At 46.7% G+C, this 14,541-nt stretch carries 31 protein-coding genes; all 31 read left to right on the top strand.

The annotated features are described in order from the left end of the window. A partial coding sequence (gene tuf / locus QF669_01205; GenBank protein MDP6456063.1) for an elongation factor Tu occupies positions 1–141 on the top strand: 141 nt, incomplete at its 5' end. Positions 142–152: 11 nt separating this feature from the next. Continuing rightward, the gene (gene rpsJ, locus QF669_01200; protein MDP6456062.1) at positions 153–461 is read left to right on the top strand and encodes a 30S ribosomal protein S10; all 309 of its coding nucleotides are present in this window, start codon (positions 153–155) and stop codon (positions 459–461) included. 2 nt (positions 462–463) lie between these two features. Then, positions 464–1,081, top strand: a complete 618-nt coding sequence (rplC, locus tag QF669_01195) for a 50S ribosomal protein L3 (protein MDP6456061.1) — start codon at positions 464–466, stop codon at positions 1,079–1,081. 1 nt (position 1,082) lies between these two features. Next, positions 1,083–1,712, top strand: a complete 630-nt coding sequence (gene rplD / locus QF669_01190) for a 50S ribosomal protein L4 (GenBank protein MDP6456060.1) — start codon at positions 1,083–1,085, stop codon at positions 1,710–1,712. A gap of 1 nt (position 1,713) precedes the next feature. Next, positions 1,714–2,037 carry a 50S ribosomal protein L23 gene (gene rplW / locus QF669_01185; protein ID MDP6456059.1) on the top strand — a complete coding sequence of 108 codons (324 nt, stop codon included), beginning with the start codon at positions 1,714–1,716 and terminating at the stop codon, positions 2,035–2,037. Positions 2,038–2,040: 3 nt separating this feature from the next. Continuing rightward, the gene (rplB, locus tag QF669_01180) at positions 2,041–2,868 is read left to right on the top strand and encodes a 50S ribosomal protein L2 (protein ID MDP6456058.1); all 828 of its coding nucleotides are present in this window, start codon (positions 2,041–2,043) and stop codon (positions 2,866–2,868) included. Between the two features lie 2 nt (positions 2,869–2,870). Continuing rightward, entirely contained in the window at positions 2,871–3,137 is a 267-nt protein-coding gene (rpsS, locus tag QF669_01175) for a 30S ribosomal protein S19 (GenBank protein ID MDP6456057.1), read from the top strand. Positions 3,138–3,142: 5 nt separating this feature from the next. Further along, on the top strand, positions 3,143–3,496 hold the full coding sequence (rplV, locus tag QF669_01170; protein MDP6456056.1) for a 50S ribosomal protein L22: 354 nt from the start codon (positions 3,143–3,145) through the stop codon (positions 3,494–3,496). A 4-nt stretch (positions 3,497–3,500) separates the two neighbouring features. Beyond that, the gene (gene rpsC / locus QF669_01165) at positions 3,501–4,127 is read left to right on the top strand and encodes a 30S ribosomal protein S3 (protein ID MDP6456055.1); all 627 of its coding nucleotides are present in this window, start codon (positions 3,501–3,503) and stop codon (positions 4,125–4,127) included. Continuing rightward, positions 4,127–4,546 (top strand): 50S ribosomal protein L16, encoded by a 420-nt coding sequence (rplP, locus tag QF669_01160; GenBank protein MDP6456054.1) that lies wholly within the window; start codon positions 4,127–4,129, stop codon positions 4,544–4,546. The genes rpsC and rplP overlap by 1 nt, the downstream gene beginning before the upstream one ends. Positions 4,547–4,566: 20 nt before the next feature. Then, positions 4,567–4,776, top strand: a complete 210-nt coding sequence (gene rpmC, locus QF669_01155) for a 50S ribosomal protein L29 (GenBank protein MDP6456053.1) — start codon at positions 4,567–4,569, stop codon at positions 4,774–4,776. 9 nt (positions 4,777–4,785) lie between these two features. After that, positions 4,786–5,049: a 30S ribosomal protein S17 gene (rpsQ, locus tag QF669_01150; protein ID MDP6456052.1), complete on the top strand. Its 264-nt coding sequence runs from the start codon at positions 4,786–4,788 to the stop codon at positions 5,047–5,049. A gap of 29 nt (positions 5,050–5,078) precedes the next feature. Continuing rightward, positions 5,079–5,447, top strand: coding sequence for a 50S ribosomal protein L14 (gene rplN, locus QF669_01145; protein MDP6456051.1), 369 nt, complete (start codon positions 5,079–5,081; stop codon positions 5,445–5,447). Continuing rightward, a complete protein-coding gene (gene rplX, locus QF669_01140) occupies positions 5,448–5,756 on the top strand; it encodes a 50S ribosomal protein L24 (protein ID MDP6456050.1) in 309 nt (102 codons plus the stop codon). A gap of 9 nt (positions 5,757–5,765) precedes the next feature. Continuing rightward, entirely contained in the window at positions 5,766–6,494 is a 729-nt protein-coding gene (gene rplE / locus QF669_01135) for a 50S ribosomal protein L5 (GenBank protein ID MDP6456049.1), read from the top strand. Then, the gene (locus QF669_01130; GenBank protein ID MDP6456048.1) at positions 6,494–6,679 is read left to right on the top strand and encodes a type Z 30S ribosomal protein S14; all 186 of its coding nucleotides are present in this window, start codon (positions 6,494–6,496) and stop codon (positions 6,677–6,679) included. The genes rplE and QF669_01130 overlap by 1 nt, the downstream gene beginning before the upstream one ends. A 22-nt stretch (positions 6,680–6,701) precedes the next feature. Further along, complete coding sequence (gene rpsH / locus QF669_01125) at positions 6,702–7,100, top strand: 30S ribosomal protein S8 (protein MDP6456047.1); 399 nt, start codon at positions 6,702–6,704, stop codon at positions 7,098–7,100. A gap of 6 nt (positions 7,101–7,106) precedes the next feature. Continuing rightward, positions 7,107–7,643 carry a 50S ribosomal protein L6 gene (gene rplF / locus QF669_01120; GenBank protein ID MDP6456046.1) on the top strand — a complete coding sequence of 179 codons (537 nt, stop codon included), beginning with the start codon at positions 7,107–7,109 and terminating at the stop codon, positions 7,641–7,643. A 69-nt stretch (positions 7,644–7,712) separates the two neighbouring features. Beyond that, entirely contained in the window at positions 7,713–8,021 is a 309-nt protein-coding gene (rplR, locus tag QF669_01115; protein ID MDP6456045.1) for a 50S ribosomal protein L18, read from the top strand. Further along, on the top strand, positions 8,018–8,521 hold the full coding sequence (gene rpsE, locus QF669_01110; protein ID MDP6456044.1) for a 30S ribosomal protein S5: 504 nt from the start codon (positions 8,018–8,020) through the stop codon (positions 8,519–8,521). Before rplR ends, rpsE begins: the two co-directional genes overlap by 4 nt. 9 nt (positions 8,522–8,530) lie before the next feature. Further along, the gene (gene rpmD / locus QF669_01105; GenBank protein ID MDP6456043.1) at positions 8,531–8,725 is read left to right on the top strand and encodes a 50S ribosomal protein L30; all 195 of its coding nucleotides are present in this window, start codon (positions 8,531–8,533) and stop codon (positions 8,723–8,725) included. Between the two features lie 11 nt (positions 8,726–8,736). Continuing rightward, the gene (gene rplO, locus QF669_01100) at positions 8,737–9,162 is read left to right on the top strand and encodes a 50S ribosomal protein L15 (GenBank protein ID MDP6456042.1); all 426 of its coding nucleotides are present in this window, start codon (positions 8,737–8,739) and stop codon (positions 9,160–9,162) included. Further along, entirely contained in the window at positions 9,159–10,496 is a 1,338-nt protein-coding gene (gene secY / locus QF669_01095; protein ID MDP6456041.1) for a preprotein translocase subunit SecY, read from the top strand. The genes rplO and secY overlap by 4 nt, the downstream gene beginning before the upstream one ends. A gap of 10 nt (positions 10,497–10,506) precedes the next feature. After that, complete coding sequence (gene map, locus QF669_01090; GenBank protein MDP6456040.1) at positions 10,507–11,268, top strand: type I methionyl aminopeptidase; 762 nt, start codon at positions 10,507–10,509, stop codon at positions 11,266–11,268. After that, complete coding sequence (gene infA / locus QF669_01085; protein ID MDP6456039.1) at positions 11,261–11,488, top strand: translation initiation factor IF-1; 228 nt, start codon at positions 11,261–11,263, stop codon at positions 11,486–11,488. The genes map and infA overlap by 8 nt, the downstream gene beginning before the upstream one ends. A 12-nt stretch (positions 11,489–11,500) precedes the next feature. Continuing rightward, complete coding sequence (gene rpmJ / locus QF669_01080) at positions 11,501–11,614, top strand: 50S ribosomal protein L36 (protein ID MDP6456038.1); 114 nt, start codon at positions 11,501–11,503, stop codon at positions 11,612–11,614. Between the two features lie 4 nt (positions 11,615–11,618). Then, on the top strand, positions 11,619–12,005 hold the full coding sequence (rpsM, locus tag QF669_01075; GenBank protein MDP6456037.1) for a 30S ribosomal protein S13: 387 nt from the start codon (positions 11,619–11,621) through the stop codon (positions 12,003–12,005). Positions 12,006–12,030: 25 nt separating this feature from the next. Next, positions 12,031–12,420 carry a 30S ribosomal protein S11 gene (rpsK, locus tag QF669_01070; protein ID MDP6456036.1) on the top strand — a complete coding sequence of 130 codons (390 nt, stop codon included), beginning with the start codon at positions 12,031–12,033 and terminating at the stop codon, positions 12,418–12,420. 15 nt (positions 12,421–12,435) lie between these two features. Next, positions 12,436–13,053 carry a 30S ribosomal protein S4 gene (gene rpsD / locus QF669_01065; GenBank protein MDP6456035.1) on the top strand — a complete coding sequence of 206 codons (618 nt, stop codon included), beginning with the start codon at positions 12,436–12,438 and terminating at the stop codon, positions 13,051–13,053. 19 nt (positions 13,054–13,072) lie between these two features. After that, positions 13,073–14,047 (top strand): DNA-directed RNA polymerase subunit alpha, encoded by a 975-nt coding sequence (locus tag QF669_01060; GenBank protein ID MDP6456034.1) that lies wholly within the window; start codon positions 13,073–13,075, stop codon positions 14,045–14,047. Positions 14,048–14,057: 10 nt separating this feature from the next. Next, a complete protein-coding gene (gene rplQ / locus QF669_01055) occupies positions 14,058–14,522 on the top strand; it encodes a 50S ribosomal protein L17 (protein MDP6456033.1) in 465 nt (154 codons plus the stop codon). The last annotated feature ends 19 nt before the right edge of the window (positions 14,523–14,541 follow it).

Here is a 14,541-nt window from a genome sequence, read left to right as displayed (position 1 = left end):
GAGATGGTAATGCCGGGAGATAATGTAACGATAGATGTGTCATTGATAGCGCCAATAGCGATGGCGAAGGAGTTGCGGTTTGCCATTCGTGAGGGTGGTCGCACGGTAGGCGCTGGCGTGGTGACTGAAATTGTTGAGTAGGGAGAGCTGAGTTGGCTGCACAGTCCATACGGATTAGGCTTAAGGCATACGATCACAATCTTATAGATAAATCTACGGAGAAGATCGTGAAGACGGTGAAATCTACCGGCGCTGTTGTGTCGGGGCCTATACCTCTACCAACGAAGCGAACTATTTACACAGTCCTTCGCTCTCCGCATGTCAACAAAAAGTCTCGTGAACAGTTTCAGACAAAAATACACAAACGTCTCATCGAGATTCTGAATGCTTCTCCTAAGACTGTAGATGCGCTGATGAAACTTGATCTTTCAGCCGGTGTCGATATCGAGATAAAGGCTTAGCGATGACAGGTCTGATCGGAAAAAAAATGGGGATGACCCGACTGTTCGATAAGGATGGACGAAGCGTTCCTGTCACCGTTATCGAGGCTGGTCCGTGTGTAGTGACTCAGGTAAAAACAGAGGAGTCAGATGGTTACGTAGCTGTCCAGCTTGGTTTTGAAGACAAGAAAGAGGTGAAGACGAATCGGTCTCAGGCGGGACACTTCAAGAAGGCTGGCGTATCACCGAAACGCTACTTGGCTGAATTTGCTATTGATCGGGGCCGTAGTCCAAAAACAGGTGATGAGTATAGTGTGGATATGTTTAAGGATGGGGACTATGTTCAGATCAAAGGTGTCTCGAAGGGTAAAGGATTCACAGGCGTTGTGAAACGGTACGGGTTTGGCGGTGGTCCAAAAACGCATGGTCAGTCAGATCGTTTGCGCGCCCCCGGTTCAATCGGGCAGGCGTCGGATCCGTCGCGTGTCTGGCCCGGGACAAAAATGCCCGGCCGCCACGGGAACAGAACCACGCTGGTAGATAATCTTGAAGTAGTCAAAGTGGATAGTGATAACAACAACCTCTTTATAAAAGGTGCGGTTCCCGGTGGCCGAAACGGAATTGTTATAGTGACTAAGTGAAATGAATATTCCTGTATATAACGTAAAAGGTGAAGAGACATCCAAGGTCAGGGTGGATGACTCAGTGTTCAAGATTGAACCGAATGAGGATGTCATTCATCGAGCGGTAGTAGCCGAAATGACCAATTCACGACAGGGGACACACTCTACGAAAACACGCTCAGAAGTCCGCGGCGGTGGCCGCAAGCCTTGGCGGCAGAAGGGACGGGGCGTAGCGCGTGCCGGTACCATTCGATCTCCTATCTGGCGCGGCGGTGGTGTCGTCTTCGGCCCGAAACCTCGTGATTACAAGGATAGACTTCCCAAAAAAATGAAAAAGCTTGCCCGGAGGAGTGCTCTATCTCAAAGGGTACAGGATAAAGCTGTCTACGTCGTTGATGAAATGACAATTGATGCGCCGAGGACCAAAGATTTCCGCAAGCTCTTACAAGATCTTGGTTTAGGTGGGAAGAAGATTACTGTACTTGTTGGTGAGATTGAGAAGAATCTGTCTCTTTCGGCGAGAAACCTGCCGAATGTCTTTCTGATTCCAGCCACTGATGTGTCTACCTATGATCTCTTGGATTGTGAAGCAGTTGTATTTGACAAAGCCGGCATCAAGAAACTGAGTGAACAACTCGCGGTCAACTGAAATGAACACCGAAAGTCAGATTATTCAGAGTCCTATATTGACTGAAAAAATGAGTCATCTGGAAGAGAGCGAGAACAAATACGCCTTTAAAGTGAGTCGTAATGCCAACAAGATTAGTATCAAGAGAGCCGTTGAGAAGAAATTCAACGTTAAAGTTTCCGCTGTCCGAACACAGAACGTCAAAGGTAAGCGGAAAGAAATGACTGTTCGCAGCGGAGGTCATGTTATTCGAACCAGAGGAAAGCGCTCAGATTGGAAAAAGGCGATAGTTACGCTTCATGAAGGATTCTCGATCGATCTTTACGGTATGGAAGCGGAGAGTTGATAAATGCCTGTTAAGAAATCGAAACCTGTAACACCCGGACAGCGCTTTAAGTCTGTTTCGACTTTCGAGGAGGTCACACACTCTAAGCCCGAAAAGAGCCTTGTTCGTCCGGTCAAAAAGAGTGGTGGAAGGAATAACGCCGGTCGTTTGACAGCTCGCCGCAGAGGTGGCGGACACAAGAGGCGTTACAGGGTGATAGACTTCAAGCGGGACAAATTTGATATACCCGCAAAGGTGGCGACGATTGAATACGATCCTAATCGTTCTGGCAGGATTGCACTGTTACACTATGTTGATGGTGAGAAGCGATATATTGTTGCACCTTACGGGCTGAAAGTAGGTGATTCCATTATCTCATCAAGAGATAGGGCTCCTCTGAGAATCGGAAACAGTCTACCACTGAAAGTCATTCCATCTGGACTCATGGTGCACAACATCGAGCTGGTTGCCGGGAAGGGAGGACAGTTGGTGAGGAGTGCTGGTACCGGCGCCCAGATCATGGCAAAAGATAGCGGAATGGTGACACTGAAACTCCCTTCCGGCGAAATCAGAATGTTACATGATGTTTGTATGGCAACGATTGGAGAAGTGGGGAACAAGAGTCACGAGACGGTTAAGATTGGCAAGGCCGGGAGAAACCGCTGGCTGGGTAGGCGTCCGAAGGTGAGAGGCGTCGCCATGAATCCCGTGGATCATCCCATGGGCGGAGGCGAAGGAAAATCATCGGGCGGTCGCCACCCGTCGACTCCGTGGGGCAAACCGACTAAGGGATACAAGACACGTAAAAAAAACAAGTCTTCAGACAGATATATTGTGAAGAGGAGAAAGTAGTTATGGCTCGCTCTATTAAGAAAGGTCCTCATGTCGACGAAAAGCTCCTCAAGAAGATCAAAGAGATGGGCAAGGGGAAAAAGAAGAAGGTCATCAAGACATGGGCCAGAAGCAGCCTGATAACGCCCGATTTTGTGGGACATACACTGGCTGTTCATAACGGTAAACAATTCATGCCGGTTTTTATTTCTGAAAACATGGTGGGTCACCGACTCGGTGAGTTTGCTCCCACGCGTATCTTCAGGACGCATTCAGGCGACAGGAAGTAGTAACGATGGAATCGAAAGCTAAAGCCCGTTTTGTACGTCAGTCTCCCAGAAAAGTGCGCCGGATGCTTGAGACGGTCAGGGATATGAATGTGGAGTCGGCTTTGAACAATCTGCATTTCTCTCCTCAGAAGGCGTCGGAAGTAATCGAGAAAACAATCCGCTCCGCGGTTTCGAATTTTCTTCAGATGGAAGAAGGTAAGGAAGCAGATCTGGATGATCTGGTCATTAAGGAGGCTTTTGTCGATGAGGCTCCAGCTATGAAGAGATTTCGGCCAGCTTCCATGGGACGGGCATCGCGGCTGCGTAAAAGATCGAGTCATCTTACCATTGTTTTGAGCACAAAAAGATTAGCACAGTAAAGAGATGGGTCAAAAAACACATCCTACAGGTTTCAGGCTTGGCATCAACAAGCCGTGGTCTTCCAATTGGTTCGCGAACAAGGAATTCCCGAAGTTTCTGGAAGAAGACATAAGATTACGGGGATATATTGCTAAACGGCTACCAAATGCCGGCATATCAAAAGTCGATATCAATCGAACATCGAAAAAGCTGGCGGTTACTATCTATACTTCCCGGCCGGGAATTGTCATCGGCAAAGGGGGAGAGCAGGTAGATAAATTGAAAGAAGAGATCAAAACGTTAACGGGTAATGAGACGCAGGTTAATGTATCCGAAATCAAGCGGCCGGAGATGGATGCCAAACTGGTGGGAGAGAATATCGGACAGCAGCTGATGAAGAAGATAAACTACCGGCGGGCTGTCAAGAAGTCTATTCAGTCTACTATGAGGATGGGAGCAGACGGTATCCGGATACGGGTTGCCGGCAGGCTGGGTGGTGCAGAGATTGCCCGCTGTGAGACGTTTCATGAGGGGAGCGTACCTCTTCAGACTCTCAGGGCGGATATCGATTTTGCAGTTACGGAGGCTCGTACTACTTACGGCATAATCGGAATCAAGGTGTGGATATGTAATGGGGAGATCGCAACCTGATGCTGGAGCCACGCAAAGTTAAATGGCGCAAGGTGCATCGCGGAAACCGGCGGGGACTCGCACACCGGGGCAGCCATGTTGCATTTGGCAGCTATGGGCTCAAAGCTTTGGAGCCGGGTTGGGTTACGGCTCGTCAGATAGAAGCCGCCCGTGTAGCGATTGTGAGGAAAATCAGGAAGCACGGAAGAATGTGGATCAGGATTTTCCCGGACAAATCTGTTACTCAGAAACCGGCTGAAGTGCGAATGGGCAAGGGAAAAGGTGCTCCTGATCACTGGGTTGCTGTTGTCAAACCGGGTAGAATTCTTTTTGAAGTGGAAGGCGTTGACAAGGAACTTGCGGCCGAAGCATTTCGTCTGGCAGGTTTCAAACTTCCCGTGAAAACTAAATTGGCCGGACGCCGTGAAGCGACAATCTAAAGACGATCGAAGGTAGTTCCATGAAACGTGAAGAATTGAAAGAAATGACCACACAGGAGCTCAAATCGAGACTCTCAGATGACTATGATGAACTGGAGAATCTTAGATTTCAGAAAGCGTTACAGCAACTCGAAAATCCTCTTCGGTTGCGCCATCTGAGAAGGGAGATTGCTCAGATCAAGACAGCGCTGAGGGAATATGAACTGGATATCAGAGAAGCTAAAGGATAGAAGAGAAGAATGACCGACAGAGGTAAAAGACAGGTTTTAGTAGGAACTGTGATTAGTGATAAGATGCAAAAGACAGTGCTCGTTGAAGTAGCAAGACGGGTGCAGCATCCAGTTTACAAGAAATATATTACGAAAAAGAAGAAAGTCAGCGCTCACGTTGAGAATAAGGAGTGCCAGCCTGGAGATCAGGTGAGAATTATCTCCTCACGGCCTTTGAGCAAGACAAAACATTGGCGAGTATCTGAGATTGTGCGGAAAGGAACAGGAGAATAGAGTAATCCTGAAGAGTTACAAAGCAGATTATGATTCAGTCAGAAACAAGACTAAAAGTCGCGGACAATACTGGTGCAAGAGAAGTACTCTGTTTCAAAGTTTTGGGCGGTACAAGACGGCGCTATGCAAGTGTGGGAGATATCGTGGTAGTAACTGTTAAACAGGCGATTCCTGGTGGTATGGTGAAGAAGGGTGAAAAGTCGCGAGCTGTCATTGTTCGGACGAGAAAAGAGGTGGGAAGGAAAGACGGTTCTTATGTCAGGTTTGATGATAATGCGGCGGTTCTGCTTACCGGTGCCGGGGAACCACGCGGAACGCGGATTTTCGGTCCCGTAGCCCGTGAATTAAGAGAAAAAGGCTTTATGAAAATTGTTTCCATGGCGCCTGAGGTGATATAAATGAATATTAGAAAGGGAGATACTGTTGAGGTGATCTCCGGTGATGACCGAGGGAAAAAGGGTAAAGTTCTGCAATCTTATCCCACAACTGATAAAATCGTTGTTGAAGGTATTAATTTCATAAAGCGACATACCCGTCCCTCGCAGAACAATCCTCAAGGTGGAATTGTCGAGCGGGAGGCACCCATTCATGTCTCTAACGTTATGCTGGTGGCTGGCGGGCAGAGGACCCGGGTGGGACTCCGTTTTCTAGAAACGGGTCGCAAGGTTAGGTACTCTCTTAAAACTGGTGATGATATAGATTCTTAAGAGGACGATTTGGCAGAAGAAAAGAAAAAGAGTAGTGTAAAGGCAAAGAAAGCTGGCACAGCAAAGAAGGCTGTTCCTAAGAAAAAGAAGCCGTCTGCCTCTTCTACAAATGGGTATGTACCTAACCTCTTCCGAGGATATCAGAATGACATTGTGCCTGCTCTAAAAAAGAAATTGCATCTGAAAAACAATCTTGAAGTGCCGTGTTTGGAGAAAATATCTTTGAACATCGGCATCGGGAATGCGAAAGATGAGAAAGCATCTCTGGAACATGCCGTAGATGATCTGACAACTATTTCCGGTCAGAAGGCTGTAATCACACGCGCAAAAAAGGCCATCTCTAATTTCAAGCTCAGAGTCGGAGATCCCGTCGGATGCCGCGTTACCCTTAGAAAATGGATGATGTACGAGTTCCTGGAAAGACTTGTATCTATAGCCCTGCCCCGCGTACGTGATTTCAATGGACTCTCTATCAAATCATTTGACGGCCGAGGGAACTTCAACTTTGGCATTGAAGAGCAGATTGTCTTTCCTGAGATTGACTACGATAAAATAGACCGGGTACGTGGCTTAGATATTACTATCGTCACTACTGCTAACAATGATGAAGGCGGCTACGAATTACTTAAATCTCTAGGATTTCCCTTTAAGGAAAAAGATCCTTTCACGAGTAAAGTTCAGGATGTTGAAGAAGTGGATGAAGAAAGTTCTCCGGAATCGGTTGAAGAGGTTGCATAATGGCAAAAAAGTCACTGATCGTTAAATCAAAAAAGTCACAAAAGTTTTCGGTAAGGCGATATCACAGATGCTCAAAGTGCGGCCGTTCGCGGGGGTTTCTGAGAAGATTTGGTCTTTGCCGTCTCTGTTTCCGGGAACTTGCACTGAAAGGGGAAATCCCCGGTGTTACCAAGGCGAGCTGGTAGGGCAAGAATAGGAGAAGATTAAGTGAGTATGACAGATCCAGTTGCTGATTTGCTGACCAGAATCCGTAATGGACAGGCTTCAGCGAGTCGTTGGGTAGATGTTCCAGCTTCTAACCTGAAGATCCGGATCCTCTATATTCTCAAAGAAGAACACTATCTTAAAGATTTTTTCATCATTAATAATCCTGTAGGAAAGGTGATAAGAGTATTTTTGAAATATGATCGCTCTGGAAGTCCTGTTATTAAGCATCTCAAGCGGATAAGTAAACCCGGCAGGCGGATCTACTCTAAGGCCGGTGAAGTACCGCGGGTTCTTGATGGTCTTGGAATATCAATCTTAACCACATCCAAGGGAGTCGTGTCAAACAAAGTTGCCAAGAAGTTGAACGTTGGCGGAGAGATAGTTTGCAACGTCTGGTAGTGTTCGATGTCTAGAATTGGAAAACAGCCTATTGCCATACCGGAAGGGGTGAAGGTCTCTCTGAAGGGCAGCCGTGCGGTGGTTGAAGGTCCAAAAGGGACGTTAGAATTTGAATTCAATGCCGATATGATTATCAAACAGGAGAAGGAACATTTAGAAGTTCAGAGACCATCTGACAGCAAGACTTACCGTTCTTTACACGGTACAACAAGGGCTCTCCTGTCTAACATGGTTCATGGAGTATCCGACGGTTTTTCGAAGGATCTTGAAATAATCGGTATCGGATTCAGCGCTGTAATGGAAAGAAAGCGACTCAAACTGGCCTTGGGATACTCTCACGACATCTATTTTGAACCGCCGGAAGAGATTGAGATAAAAGCGACAAAGAGCAAACTGACTGTTTCAGGGATTGATCGACAATTAGTTGGACAAGTTGCAGCTAAGATCAGATCTTTCAATCCTCCTGAGCCGTATAAGGGTAAAGGAATCCGGTACGCTGACGAGCACGTAAGTATCAAGAAAGGTAAAACCGTAGGGGAATAAGGGGCTATTGTGAAGCGGAAATTTGAAAAACAGATCAGGAGAAGCAGGAGGCGCCGGCGTAGCAAACGGATGTTGGGGACAAACAATAATCCGCGACTGGTTGTCTATCGCAGTTTGAATCACATCTATAGTCAGATTGTAGATGATCAGAAGGGTGAGACAGTGGTATCGGCCTCATCTGTAGAGAAGGGGATTCAATCAAAGTTGAAGAGTGCCAAGTCAAATGTCGAAAAAAGTGAAATCGTAGGACGTGTTTTGGCTGAAAGAGCAAAAACTAAGAAGATAGGGAAAGTTGTATTCGACAGAAATGGATTTCTCTATCATGGCAGGATTAAGGCGCTGGCTGATGGCGCGCGAACAGGAGGATTGAAGTTTTGAGTACTATTGATCCAACAGAGCTTGAACTTCAGGAAGAGACGGTTATCCGGATAAACCGCGTTGCGAAAGTTGTGTCCGGGGGCAGAAGATTTCGTTTCAGTGCGCTTGTCACAGTAGGTGATGGGAAAGGACATGTGGGGCTCGGTTACGGTAAGGCAAATGAAGTGATTGCTGCCATTACAAAATCTAAAGAGAACGCGAAGAAAAATCTTTTTCGCATCCCGCTTGTCAACGGTACAATTCCGCACAAGATTATCGGGAAATTTGGGGCAAGCCGGGTCATGTTGAAGCCAGCGGCGCCCGGTACAGGGATTATTGCCGGAAGTGTCGTACGGGGTCTGGTTGAACAGGCCGGTATTACCGACATCCTCACAAAGCGGTTCGGTTCGACAAATCCTAACAATATTGTGAGAGCAACAGAGGTCGCCTTGAGAAATCTTCAGGATCCGGTATCAGTGGCAAACCGCAGGGGAATCACGTTAAGCGAAATCTTTAAGTAGATAGAACCGATGGCCAAGAAGAAACAGAAAACATTGAAAATTACCCAGACTAGAAGTGTCATCGGTCATCGAGAAAAGACCAAGCGGACGATGACTGCTTTGGGTCTCAGGAAGATGCATCAAACTGTACATCACGTTGATACACCCCAGATTAGAGGTATGATTGAGGCAGTTGAGTTTCTTTTAGAGGTTGAAGAAGAGTGAAACTTGGAGAATTGAAACCCTCATCCGGAGCTCAGAAAAGCCCCAAGCGTCTTGGCCGCGGTGAAGGTTCGGGCAAAGGGAAGACCTCTGGACGGGGCAACAAGGGATATCATTCCCGGTCCGGCAGTAAACGACGCTCGTGGTATGAAGGTGGTCAGATGCCGTTGCAGAGGCGTGTTCCCAAGCGGGGATTCTCCAACGCACGTTTCAAAATCACCCATCAAATTGTCAGTATTGCCGGTATCGATAAACTTGGTGAGAAGAAGGTTGATGTTTTAACTATGTGGGAGCGTGGATTGATCCAGACTGTGGTTGCTCCCGTAAAGGTGCTGGCCAATGGAGAGATAAGTTCGGCCGTTGAAGTGACAGCCCACGCTTTTAGCAAGGGAGCAGCCGAAAAAATAGAAAAAGCCGGGGGCAAGACGATTATTGTATGATTGATAAGTTCAGAAATATTTTTAACATCCCTGAGCTACGGAAGAGAATTTTATTTACCCTTAGCCTTCTTTTTGTTGTTCGTGTTGGAGCGCACGTCCCAGTTCCCGGTATAGATGGCGAAGCGTTAGGGGCAGCAATTCAGAATTTCCAGAACACACTGTTTGGTCTCTATGATCTGTTTGCCGGAGGTGCTTTTCAGAAAGCGACCCTGTTTGCACTCGGAATAATGCCATACATCTCAGCGTCTATCATTATCCAGTTGATGGGTGTGGTGGTACCCTATTTTCAGCGACTGCAGAAGGAAGGCGAAGAAGGTCGTAAAAAGATTACCCAGTTAACGCGCTACGGTACAGTCTTGATCTCCTTCCTTCAGTCCTACGGAGTCGCAATTTTTCTCGAAAATCTGGAGTCCACCGTTGGAGGAATGGGGGTGATGGTGGTACCGGATCCTGGGTTCATGTTCAAGTTTACGACAATGGTGTCGCTCGTGACGGGAACGGTGTTCATCATGTGGCTTGGCGAACAGATAACAGAACGGGGTATTGGCAACGGGATATCATTGATTATCATGATCGGAATTGTAGCCAGACTGCCTAATATGGTGATCAGTGAAATTTCACTGATTCAGGAAGAAATTCGAGGTCCACTTACGGAGATTGTCCTGATTGGAATCATGTTTGTTATTGTAGCATTTGTCGTTTTGATTACTCAGGGGACACGAAAAATCCCGGTGCAGTACGCCAAACGGATTGTGGGTCGAAAAGTTTACGGTGGTCAATCAACTCATATTCCTATGAGAGTTAATACTGCGGGGGTCATGCCCATCATTTTTGCTCAGTCAATCATGTTTTTGCCCAGCACCGTGGCGACGTTTTTCCAGAACAGTGAGTTCATGCAAGGCGTATTGAGGGTATTTTCGTTTGAACACTGGTTCTACTGGCTTGTCTTCGGATCGTTGATTGTCTTCTTTACCTATTTTTACACTGCTATCGCCTTCAATCCCGTAGAAGTGGCTGACAATATGAAGAAGCATGGCGGGTTCATTCCCGGTGTAAGACCGGGCAAAAAAACTTCTGAATTCATCGACAACATCCTGACAAGAGTGACACTGCCGGGATCGTTCTTCCTGGCATTCATTGCTGTTTTCCCTTATCTACTAATGAACACTATGGACGTTAGCTATAACCTTGCATCCTTCTTTGGCGGAACCAGTCTTCTTATTATCGTGGGCGTAGCTCTGGACACGCTGCAGCAAATTGAGTCTCACCTGCTGATGCGGCATTATGACGGATTCCTCAAGCATGGGAAAATCAGAGGACGGAGAAGATCCTGAGGGTAGCATAATGGTAAGTATCAGAAGTGAGAGAGAAGTGGAGAAGATTCGGGAAAGTTCCAGAATCGTTCATGAGACTTTTGAGTTACTTGAAGATAAGATTGTCCCGGGTGTAACGGGTAAAGATATAGATTCGATGGTTGAAGAGTATATCCTCTCTCAGGGAGCCGAACCCGCATTCAAAGGCTATATGGGATATCCTTCCTCCATCTGTTTTTCGAGAAATAACGAGGTGGTACATGGAATTCCTGATGGGAGAATATTGCGTGACGGAGATATCGTTTCAATTGACTGCGGCGCTCTTAAAGATAGCTACTACGGAGATAGCGCCAGAACCTATGCGGTTGGTACTTCGGTTGAAGACGATGTGAGGAAACTTCTTGATGTAACAGAACGATCTCTCTACATCGGTATCGAGCAGGCGAAAAACGGCAACTATGTTTCAGATATCGGTCACAAGATTCAGGAATATGTGGAAAGTTTCGATTTTTCAGTTGTACGGGAGTTGGTTGGGCACGGCATTGGAACGCAACTTCACGAAGATCCACAGATTCCTAATTACGGCAATCCGGGGCAGGGAGTGGAACTTAAGACTGGTATGTGTTTTGCCATTGAACCGATGGTGAATAAGGGTAGTAAGGAAATCTATACAAAACAGGATGGCTGGACGGTATGTACTCGTGACGGCAACCCTTCGGCGCACTTTGAACACACAATCGTGGTGGGCGAAGACGGCGGCAAAATCCTGAGCAACGGTGTCTATGATGGCTAAAGAACAGCCGATTACAATAGACGGTATCATCAAGGAAGCGCTCCCAAGTGCCATGTTCAGAGTAGAAGTTGAAATCGGCGGCAAAACGCACGAAGTATTAACACATGTATCCGGTAAAATGAGAAAATATTTTATTAAGATTTTGCCGGGTGACGTGGTAACACTCGAGATATCACCTTATGATCTCAGCAGGGGAAGAATCGTATATCGACATAAGTAGAGAAGCAGAAAAATGAAAGTTAGAACCTCAGTGAGAAAGATTTGTGATAAATGTAAGATTATCCGTAGAAAGGGCGTCGTGAGAGTAATCTGTGTAAATCCGCGGCATAAACAGAGGCAGGGATAGAAGCATGGCACGTATAGCAGGTGTAGACTTGCCGAAAGACAAGAAAGTTGAATTTGCCCTCTGTTACATCTACGGCATAGGGCACTCGAGATCAAAGGAGATTCTCGAACAGGCAAAAGTTGATGGCAATATTCGCGTCAATGATCTTTCGGAAGATCAGGTAACGGCGATCCGGGACAGTGTTGGTACTCACAAGGTAGAAGGTGCATGCCGGACAGAATACACAATGAATGTGAAACGTTTGATGGATATCGGCAGTTACCGTGGGTTCCGTCATCGCCGGGGTCTACCGGTTAATGGACAAAGAACCAAGACGAATGCCAGGACCAGAAAAGGCAGGAAGAAGACGGTCGGTCTTGGAAGAAAAACGGCTGTCGGTAAGAAAGCTTAATATTAATTCAGGTTAGGACTCAATTATGGCACCTCCGAAGAGAAAGAAAAAAAAGAAGAAGGGACAAGTGCCCGAGGATGGGATTGCCCATATTAAGGCAACTTTCAACAATACTATTATTACGCTGACTGATGTTAACGGGAACGTCATCTCATGGGCCAGCGCTGGTACAACCGGATTCAAGGGTTCGCGTAAGAGTACATCTTTCGCAGCGCAGCAGGCGGCCCAGAAGGCGGCCTCAGAAGCTATGGAACTTGGGATGAAAAAAGTTGAGGTTCAGGTAAAAGGGCCCGGGTCTGGCAGAGAATCAGCAATCCGCTCTCTGGGAGTTGTCGGCATGGAAGTGACGGCTATCCGTGACGTGACACCAATTCCGCATAACGGGTGTCGTCCGCCGAAGAAGCGACGGGTGTAGCAAAGGAGCACATAAATGGCACGATATATCGGCCCTAAAGTAAAAATAGCTCGCAAATTTGGCGAGAATATCTTCGGCAATCCCAAGATAGGAAAAATCCTCGAAAGGAAGAATTATAAACCCGGCCAACACGGTCAGTCAAGACGGCGCAGACTGTCGAATTATGGAATGCAACTGCGTGAAAAACAGAAGATGAAGTACTCCTACGGGCTTCTTGAACGTCAATTCCGGCGCTATTTCAAGCGGGCTGAAAAAATGCAAGGTGAAACAGGTGTCAATCTCCTTCAACTCCTTGAGAGGCGTCTTGATAATGTGGTCTACCGTCTCGGTCTTGCTTCCACTCGTGATGCTGCCCGCCAATTGGTAAACCACGGCCATTTCCTGGTAAATAACAGAAAAGTAAATATTCCTTCTTTTACCGTCTCGGCAGGTGATGAGATCAAGGTGAGAGAAAAAAGTAGAAAACTGCAGGTAATTCATGATTCAGTTAAGCAGATCAAGGGGGATCTCGATTCTCCCTGGCTGGCGCTTGATAAGGCTTCACTGTCCGGCACTGTCCTGAAAACACCTGATAAAGATGAACTTGATCCGATATTCAAGGTACAGGTAGTAGTAGAGCTCTTTTCAAAGTAGTTTAAAGGGGAAAGTAGATATGACAACAAATGGTGAATTCAAGTTCCGTGTAGATGATAAAGCGACGACAGGTTCTTACGGTCGTTTCGAATTAGAGCCTCTTGAGCGCGGTAACGGAATCACTGTGGGCAACGCCCTCAGAAGGATCTTGATGACCAGTATTCCGGGAGCAGCCATAGTCAATATGCGAGTTGACGGAATTCTTCACGAATTTTCGACAATCGATGGCGTAGTAGAAGATGTGTCAGACATCATCCAGAACCTCAAGCAGGTGCGATTCAAGCTGAAAGAAAACAAACCGGACAAAGTGCAACTCAGTTTTACCGGTAAGGGTAACTTTGCTGCAAAGGATATCAATGAAACGTCCAAGCAGTTCAAGGTTATGAATCCGAGTCTGCATATTGCAACGCTGAATGATGAAGCCAATTTCACTATGGAGCTACAGATCGGAGTGGGTAAAGGATATGTTGATGCCGATAGCCATCGAAGGGTAGACTCACCTATCGGGACTATCTTCATTGATTCCATTTTCAATCCCGTCAACCGGGTAACTTACGATGTTGAACCTGTATCGTCCGCCAAGGACAGTCTTGAGCGACTGGTCATTGAAGCTCATACTGATGGGACCATTACTCCTGAGAATGCCTTGAATCATGCAGCAAATGTTCTCATTGAGCATTTAAGTCAATTCGTTTCTGAAGAGGCAGAACCTGTCCTGAAGATCGTAGAGGAGATTGATGAAGATGTTCTTCGAATCCGTGAGCTTCTCGATAATAGTATTGATGAAATGGAACTCTCTGTAAGAAGTCACAACTGTCTTGAGGCAGCCGGGATTGGGCGGATTATTGATCTTGTTTCAAAGGAAGAGAGTGAAATGCTGAAGTACAAGAATTTCGGCAGAAAATCGCTTTCGGAACTTGTGGAGAAACTGGGAGAGATGGGACTCTCTTTCGGCATGAATGTTAAACGCTATATGTTAGAAACTGAGCAGTAGATCAAAGATAATGCGGCATCAGAAACGCGGCAGAAAACTGGGACGGACGGCAAGCCATAGAAAGGCGACCTTGTCGAACCTTGCATCGTCTCTCATCGAACATAAGCGGATTAAGACTACCGATGCCAAGGCAAAGGAGACCCGCAAGTTCATCGAACCGCTCATCACTAAAGCCAAGCGGGGAACCCTGCATGACCGACGGCAAGTGCTGAGGCATATCCACAGGCCTGATATTGTGAAGATTCTGTTTGACGAAATCGCACCCAAGTATACTGATCGACAGGGCGGCTATACGCGGATTGTTAAGCTTGGCTTTAGAGATAACGACTCGGCTTCTGTCTCGCAGTTGGAATTGGTGGATTATGCGGAAATGATGGCCGATTCGGGGGATTCTACGGAGAAAAAGAAAAGAAAGACAAAGAAGATGGTTAAAGCTGTGACAAAGGCAGAAACCCAAACTGATAACGAGGAATAACTGGCAACTTTGAATTGAC

The sequence above is a fragment of the Candidatus Neomarinimicrobiota bacterium genome (assembly GCA_030743815.1).
Classification (GTDB): Bacteria; Fidelibacterota; Marinisomatia; order Marinisomatales; family S15-B10; genus UBA2146.
The sequence above is the reverse complement of the archived record's forward strand: the minus strand, read 5'-3'. Positions and strand labels throughout refer to the sequence as shown.

Bases quoted from the DNA above. Each gene is read 5' to 3' on its own strand.
- rpsK (MDP6456036.1), top strand. From the start codon at position 12,031: ATGGCACCTCCGAAGAGAAAGAAAAAAAAGAAGAAGGGACAAGTGCCC.
- rplC (MDP6456061.1), top strand. From the start codon at position 464: ATGACAGGTCTGATCGGAAAAAAAATGGGGATGACCCGACTGTTCGAT.
- QF669_01060 (MDP6456034.1), top strand. From the start codon at position 13,073: ATGACAACAAATGGTGAATTCAAGTTCCGTGTAGATGATAAAGCGACG.
- rplW (MDP6456059.1), top strand. From the start codon at position 1,714: ATGAACACCGAAAGTCAGATTATTCAGAGTCCTATATTGACTGAAAAA.
- rpsQ (MDP6456052.1), top strand. From the start codon at position 4,786: ATGACCGACAGAGGTAAAAGACAGGTTTTAGTAGGAACTGTGATTAGT.
- rplR (MDP6456045.1), top strand. From the start codon at position 7,713: ATGTTGGGGACAAACAATAATCCGCGACTGGTTGTCTATCGCAGTTTG.
- rplP (MDP6456054.1), top strand. From the start codon at position 4,127: ATGCTGGAGCCACGCAAAGTTAAATGGCGCAAGGTGCATCGCGGAAAC.
- rpsS (MDP6456057.1), top strand. From the start codon at position 2,871: ATGGCTCGCTCTATTAAGAAAGGTCCTCATGTCGACGAAAAGCTCCTC.
- rplX (MDP6456050.1), top strand. From the start codon at position 5,448: ATGAATATTAGAAAGGGAGATACTGTTGAGGTGATCTCCGGTGATGAC.
- infA (MDP6456039.1), top strand. From the start codon at position 11,261: ATGGCTAAAGAACAGCCGATTACAATAGACGGTATCATCAAGGAAGCG.
- rpmD (MDP6456043.1), top strand. From the start codon at position 8,531: ATGGCCAAGAAGAAACAGAAAACATTGAAAATTACCCAGACTAGAAGT.
- rpsC (MDP6456055.1), top strand. From the start codon at position 3,501: ATGGGTCAAAAAACACATCCTACAGGTTTCAGGCTTGGCATCAACAAG.
- rpmJ (MDP6456038.1), top strand. From the start codon at position 11,501: ATGAAAGTTAGAACCTCAGTGAGAAAGATTTGTGATAAATGTAAGATT.
- rplN (MDP6456051.1), top strand. From the start codon at position 5,079: ATGATTCAGTCAGAAACAAGACTAAAAGTCGCGGACAATACTGGTGCA.
- rplB (MDP6456058.1), top strand. From the start codon at position 2,041: ATGCCTGTTAAGAAATCGAAACCTGTAACACCCGGACAGCGCTTTAAG.
- QF669_01130 (MDP6456048.1), top strand. From the start codon at position 6,494: ATGGCAAAAAAGTCACTGATCGTTAAATCAAAAAAGTCACAAAAGTTT.
- rplV (MDP6456056.1), top strand. From the start codon at position 3,143: ATGGAATCGAAAGCTAAAGCCCGTTTTGTACGTCAGTCTCCCAGAAAA.
- rpsM (MDP6456037.1), top strand. From the start codon at position 11,619: ATGGCACGTATAGCAGGTGTAGACTTGCCGAAAGACAAGAAAGTTGAA.
- rplD (MDP6456060.1), top strand. From the start codon at position 1,083: ATGAATATTCCTGTATATAACGTAAAAGGTGAAGAGACATCCAAGGTC.
- rplQ (MDP6456033.1), top strand. From the start codon at position 14,058: ATGCGGCATCAGAAACGCGGCAGAAAACTGGGACGGACGGCAAGCCAT.
- rplF (MDP6456046.1), top strand. From the start codon at position 7,107: ATGTCTAGAATTGGAAAACAGCCTATTGCCATACCGGAAGGGGTGAAG.
- map (MDP6456040.1), top strand. From the start codon at position 10,507: ATGGTAAGTATCAGAAGTGAGAGAGAAGTGGAGAAGATTCGGGAAAGT.
- secY (MDP6456041.1), top strand. From the start codon at position 9,159: ATGATTGATAAGTTCAGAAATATTTTTAACATCCCTGAGCTACGGAAG.
- rpsD (MDP6456035.1), top strand. From the start codon at position 12,436: ATGGCACGATATATCGGCCCTAAAGTAAAAATAGCTCGCAAATTTGGC.
- rpmC (MDP6456053.1), top strand. From the start codon at position 4,567: ATGAAACGTGAAGAATTGAAAGAAATGACCACACAGGAGCTCAAATCG.